Genomic DNA, 6375 nt, shown 5'->3' with positions numbered 1-6375 from the left:
TCTTCACCACAGTCAGCGTACTCGTAGTGGCTTGCAGTGTATTGGTCACATTGATGGTGAGCGCCGCCGAAGGACCGATGGCCGTGGTCGGGTTGGGACTGATGCTTGGCGCACCAGACCATGTATACCCGGCCGGCGCAGTGGGCGGCGTATTTTCGGTGATGCTGCAGGTATCACCATCGATGAACCGCAGTGCAGGGGCGGTTCCGGTGGTAGCTCCTGCGGCCACGGTGACGGACCAGTTCTGCGGCGCCTGCGCACCGCAGGTGATCACGCCGGTGAAGGTCATTGCTGCTGGCAAGCCAGCCGCTGGCCCACCGCTGACTGTCTTGACTACGGTCAGTGTACTGCTCGGCACAATCTGCAGGTTCACCGTACTGCTGTTGGAAGATTGGATCGGGTCAACCACGCCAGGCGCCACCACAGCATAGGCCGTGTTCGGATAAGTGCCGGGTATTGAGCCCGCCGTACCTGTGATCAGAAAGCGTACTGCGCCTTGGTTGCCGATCGAAGCAATGGTGCTGCTCACGGTGCGGGTGCCGCTGTCGAAATTCACAGAACCACAGGTGGCAGGCGCCGTCAGCGTGGAACAGCTGGCACTGCCGTAATTGAAGCCAACTGGCAGCGGATCACTGAACGCGACGTTGTTGGTATCGGCCGGACCCGCGCTGGCCACATCGATCGTGTATGTCACCGCGCCACCGCTCACCGTGGTAACCGGCGCAACCGATTTGTTGACCGAGACATCTGCACAGCTCATCAACAGTGCAACCGATCGGTTGTTATTGCTTCCCTCCGGATCCGTGACTCCGGTTGGCGGCGTTATAGAGGCAAAATTCTGGATATCGCCTGCACCGCTACTGCAGGGCGCAGCGATATCCGTTGCAATCAATGTATAGATGATCGTCAGCGATCCCCCGGAAGGCAATTGCGGCACTGTCGTGGAGTACAGGTAATTGTCATAGGCGCCCACACCCGAATAGTTATGGAACGCAGAATTCGCGGGGCACTGCGCACCACCGCCAGGAGTGCAGCTCACAAAGGAGGCCACCAGATTGGTCGCATTTCCCTGGCCGTAACCACGCAAAAAATCGCTGATCGACGTGCCGTTCGCGGCGCTCGGACCTGCGTTGTTGAATGTGATGGTGTAGGTAACGGGTGCGCCGGACACATAGTTTTCCGGACTCTGCGTTTTGGTGACCGACAGATCCGCTTGCGGACAGGCCGCAGCAGCTGGCTTAAGCAGTGCCACGGAACTCGCATCATTGTTAGAGTTGGAATCGGTGGTACCTGCTGGCGCGGTGATGAACGCAAAATTCTGGATATCACCGTTGCCCGTGCCGCAAGGCGCAGCAACGTCGGTCGGCGTCATCGTGTAGACGATTGTGAGCGAACCACCTGCAGGAAACTGGGGGATGGTCGTCGAGTACAGATAATTATCGTAAGCGCCTACGCCCGAATAATTTTGAAAAGCCGAATTCGCGGGGCATTGCGCGCCGCCGGCTGCCGTGCAGCTGACAAAGTTCGCCACCAGGTTGGTGTAGTTGCCGGATCCATAGGTCCGCATGAAGTCCCTGATCGTCGCACCGTTTGCTGCGTTGGGGCCGGCATTGCTCACCGTGACGGTATAGGTGACCGGCACACCCGAAGTGTAAGTCGCCGGGCTCTGCGTCTTTATGACCGATAGATCGACCTGCGGACAAGCGGGAGCTGCCGGTTTGAGCAGTGCGACCGACGATGCATTGTTATTGGAGTTTGAATCCGTGACACCAGACGGGGGCGAGACAAACGCGAAGTTCTGGATATCGCCATTTCCCGTTCCGCAAGGTGCCACTGTGTCCGTTGGCAGCAAGGTGTACACGATCGTCAGCGAGCCGTTGGCAGGCAGCCTTGGTACCGTGGTCGAATACAGATAGTTATCGTACGCGCCAACTCCCGAATAATTGGAAAAAGCCGAATTCGCCGGACACTGGGCCCCACCACCAGCCGTGCAACTGACGAAGGTTGCAACCAGGTTGGTGTAGTTGCCCGTTGCGTAGCTGCGCAGGAAATCGCTGATGCGCGCACCATCGGCCGCCGCCGGGCCGCTATTGGCAATCGTGACCGTATAGGTAACCGGTACACCCGAGGTGTAGGCCGCCGGACTCTGTGTCTTTATGACCGACAGATCGACCACATAGGACATCGATGTGCTGACGGCACTGGTATTGGAATCAGGCTTGGGGTCGCTCACGCCGGCGGGGACGGTGATGGTCGCCGTGTTGGTCAATGAAGTGGGACCCGTCGCAGGAAAATTACCGGTGACCTCAATCGTTACCTTGGCCTGGTTGGGGAAAACCGGCAAGGTGCCGGATACCGAGGTGTTGCTGACCGAAAGATTGGTCGGGCACTGCGCGCCCGCACTGGCGCTGACACAGGACATCGCGACGTTACTGACACCGGCAGGAAGCGTATCGATGAACGTGGCACCATTGCTGGCATTGGGGCCATTGTTGTCCATCACCAGCGTATAGGTGAATGTACCTCCACCGGTAGCCGAAGAAGGCCCGCTCTTGGTCAATTGCAAATCGGCCGACTGCGCAAAACTTGCTGCCGGCGCAAACAACAGGAGTCCAAAGCAAACAGCGAAGGCTGCCGAGATGGCGCTCTTTGCCTGCGTCAAGGCGCTCAAGAGCTGAGTAATTTTCATGGCGTGCTTAATGAGATTTGTTCAATCAATCCTACTGGATCATCTAGAACAAGTAATCACTCGCCTACGAACATTCCTCCACCACCTCTATATAGCGACAATTGTTTACATGTTTGCTGTACTGCCGCAACGCACCACAGATCTAAGCCCAGCTACACCAAAGAGCCGAAGAGGACTGGCCTTACGTGGCAAAGGTACCGAGCCCATACTCGCGCCGCACCTGGCATCTCCAACGAAAGAGAACATCGCCTCACAAGTCTTGCCGGTGCGCTGATGATGCTCGCATTTCCAGTCGCTGCTGCACTGGAAGCCCACCACCTGCGTCAGGCACAAAGCGGACAGGACTGGGACAGTTGGACAACAGAGGTTTTCTTCCATTCGGTGAAGTCCAAGCCGCACCCTGCACCAGGGAGCCGTCCCAGGTCGATGTGCTCGGCAACATCGCGCGAATCTTCGACCCAATGTACCCCCCTATCGCTCCAGCAAGCTCAAAGAACCCGGGCCGGTGCCAACACAGCCCGGCTTCAGCCCGGTACGGCCTCAAGCCTTGCGATCAGACGCAGATGCACCCAAGGATCTGCGTCGCTGAATCTGCACGACAATCCAGCCGATCAATGCAGAAGCCAGCAACAACGCCAATGGTTGGTTGGCAGGAATGGACGCCGGCGTTCCGGGAAGGACCGCAGCCGGGGCCGCCACAACAACCGGATCCACGATGGCAGCATTCACCTGCCCATCTTCATCAAGCGCATCTCCGTCTGTGATGAGGTAGCTGACGGTATTGCCAGCAATGGTTGCCGAGGCAATTTCAACAGCCGTTTTCTGCCCATCAGGGTTCTTCGTGATCTTGAGCAACTTGGCGCCCGGAGGTACCGCTGACGGCAGCGTCAAGGTAACTTTGGCAGTCAGGCCTGCCTTGCTGCAGTTGCTCAGAGTGAAAGACACGAGGCCCGTAGCAGCCCCCATTCCGGCAGGCAGCAGTTCACGAGGTGCAGCGCCAAGCGAGGAGAGCACACCAGTGCACTGTGCCGTGGACGTCACATTCAGCTTGATGCCTGGAACACCGGCTTCCGATGACGTCAATGGCGTGTCGATCAGTACGACATCTTCTTCCACAGGCGCCGCCTTGATATTCAAGAACGCTGCAGATACAGAGCCGACCTGGCCGTTTTCGGTTGTGCCTTGTACATAGACAAGATGGCGCCCTGCCGCGAGACCCGTCGTGTCAATGTTGCCCGACGCGATTTTCGTTGCACTTTCAAAACCTGCCTGCGCCTTGTCCGATGCCAACAGCTCAAGAGGTATGCCCTTCGCTCCCGCCTCCCATGGGAGCTTGTCCACGTACGCCATGGCCGACGTAATTCGCTTGATGACTGGTTCCGGAGGCGCAGGGATGTCGGGCTGCCCAGGCTTTGAGTAACGGTAACGATTGTCGTCCACCAAGGCGGTGATCGCGGCCATGGAGCCTGCAGTGACTTCATCCGCAGCGATATTCACGTCGATCGTATCGGGGCCCTGCGGCAACTGATAGGGCCGGTACAGCACGCGGCTGAGATAGTGAAGTCCGTTGAAGTTCTCAGGGTAGACCTCCTTGTCGAAGTTGGTACAGCTTTCGTAGAACGAGCGCCCCATCTCCAGCGTATAGGATGGGGCTCCCAGATAGCCGTAGATGGCATCCTTGGTCGTGCCTTCGGTGTCATAGCCAAGCACCTGTTGCGCGTTGTAGTGGTTGTGATAGGCCATGCGCTGCGCGATGGTCGCCAGACCGAGATTGTTTGGCGTCTGAATGTTGTTGTCATTTTCGGAGCGGATCACACCCCAGGACCAAAGGATGGCGCGCGAGAATGAGTGCAGGTCGATAAAGACACCGCCACCATAGCTTTCATCCGCGCCGGTCTTCCAATCGAACTCACCAGCCCCTCCATTGTCCTTGTTCTGTTCATTGCAATAGGCTTGGCTCTTTGGCCTGCCATCGGGCAGTGCGCCCCCCTCCCACCGGCACGCAGCCTGATTCCAGGTACCACGCACATAGTCCAGTACTACCTTGGTTTCTGGCTCGGAAACCGGTGCCGCTCCGCGGAAAGTCTCGCTGCATTGGTCATCCGAACCGCCCGGGCCGCCGATTCGCCACCCAAACGGATAGTTGCGATTCAAGTCAACGCCACTTCTGTCTGCTGCCTTGGTGCACGCCGCCGTTTCGTAGTTCGTATTCTTGCGCTGCGTGGCGCTGCCTTGTTGTTCCGCAATCGATCGGCCATCAGGGTTGTGTACGATGAAGTGATACCGGTTGGTGTCGAGCATCATGTGGGCATTGGCGTCTGTCTCGTAGTTGGCAAGCAGCCACTCAAGGTACTTCATGCCCACTTCCTGCGGCGCATACTCGCGCGCATGGATACCTCCGGTCCAGACCATGTTCGGGGGTTTCTCCGTTTGGGCATCCTGCTTTTCAAAATTACCCACCACCAGTACCTTGATGGGGTATGGCTCATCTGGAAATAATTTCAAATCCAGTTTTTCGATGAAGCTTGCAGGTAGGTACTTCGCCAGCAGCTTTGCCCAGGTTGATGTCGACTCGTCAGGCGCATCCGCACCCTGATATTTCATCCCAGACCAGCTCTTGCCGAGGGTTTTTACTCTCACGTATTTTGGATATTTGGCAGCCAACTCTTCGAAATTTTTATAAACCTGCCCAACCGTTCGGTAGCAGGAATGGGTGCCATTGGTAATGCTTTTGGTTGATGGCGTATTACTTTCTGCCAAAAATCCTTGGATACGCTTTGTTTCCGCTTCATTGATCTGAACCTGCAAACCCTGCGCCTTCAGTTGCGCCAACTCGCTTGCGCTCACCTCTGCCGAAGCCGTCCGCGCATCCTGATCCATGTAGACGTGATCCAGAATCCGCGTGATGGCTCTGTAGTCTGCCCCGCTGGAGTACGGAATGACAATGGAGTACACCTGATCGGCATCCAAAGAATCCCCATGGGCTGACACGAGATTACAGGCCATCAGGGCCGCCATAAGCACAGTCACACGTTGTATCGATCGGACTGTTCGATGCTGGAGCGCCATGGGTTTTCCTTCCTTGAGTGCAGGATTGAGAAATAACTATGTCATCTTCATATTCAATCAATTCATAAGAATATTTAAAATTTAAATTTCGTCAATCCAAGGTATTTCAGGTTGACGTGATCCTCCCATTGGAGTACGTATAAGTGCGTACCCGCCCTTATACAGGTATTTCAAAAAAGGAACGCCGCAACGAGACGCGCGCAACGGGAAAGGTATTCATCAAATATGCAGTATCACGGCACAGAAAATGCAAATTTTGCATGATCATGACGACTCGGCCAAATATGCAGGCCCATATTTGCGCGTGTCTGGTTCACATGAGTCTGAATGGCTTTGCAGCGAAGACATTGAAGAGCCGGGCATTCCCAGAGCCAGCAGTAATGCATGAATAGGCTGGCATCAACTGTCCTTGCCAGCCGCCCTTTTTCTCGTGGGGGAGTACAACAATCAGCCGCCCCTAGTCGACGCGAGTTCGCCTGGGGACCGATTTCGAGACTGTCATGCGCGAATGGAACTCCGCGAAAACGCTCCCGCCAGTTGCACCGGATCAATGCGCAATCAGTAAAACGAAGAAGCCTGGCGGGGCCCTTCCAAGCCTGCCAGGCCCTTCGCGGGGC

2 protein-coding genes are annotated in these 6375 nt (G+C 56.5%); both read right to left on the bottom strand.

All coding sequences use genetic code 11. From position 1 onward, the window contains the following. The coding region (locus ACH2DG_RS19025) for a DUF5979 domain-containing protein (RefSeq protein WP_395028032.1) at positions 1-2689 on the bottom strand (2689 nt) is incomplete at its 3' end. 540 nt (positions 2690-3229) lie between these two features. Beyond that, a complete protein-coding gene (locus ACH2DG_RS19020) occupies positions 3230-5758 on the bottom strand; it encodes a M14 family zinc carboxypeptidase (protein WP_395028031.1) in 2529 nt (842 codons plus the stop codon). Between the last annotated feature and the right edge of the window lie 617 nt (positions 5759-6375).

The sequence above is a fragment of the Comamonas odontotermitis genome, assembly GCF_040396735.1.
GTDB classification, from domain to species: domain Bacteria; phylum Pseudomonadota; class Gammaproteobacteria; order Burkholderiales; family Burkholderiaceae_C; genus Comamonas; species Comamonas odontotermitis_C.
This window is presented reverse-complemented; position numbering and strand designations above follow the sequence as displayed.

Bases quoted from the DNA above. Each gene is read 5' to 3' on its own strand.
- ACH2DG_RS19020 (WP_395028031.1), bottom strand. From the start codon at position 5,758: ATGGCGCTCCAGCATCGAACAGTCCGATCGATACAACGTGTGACTGTG.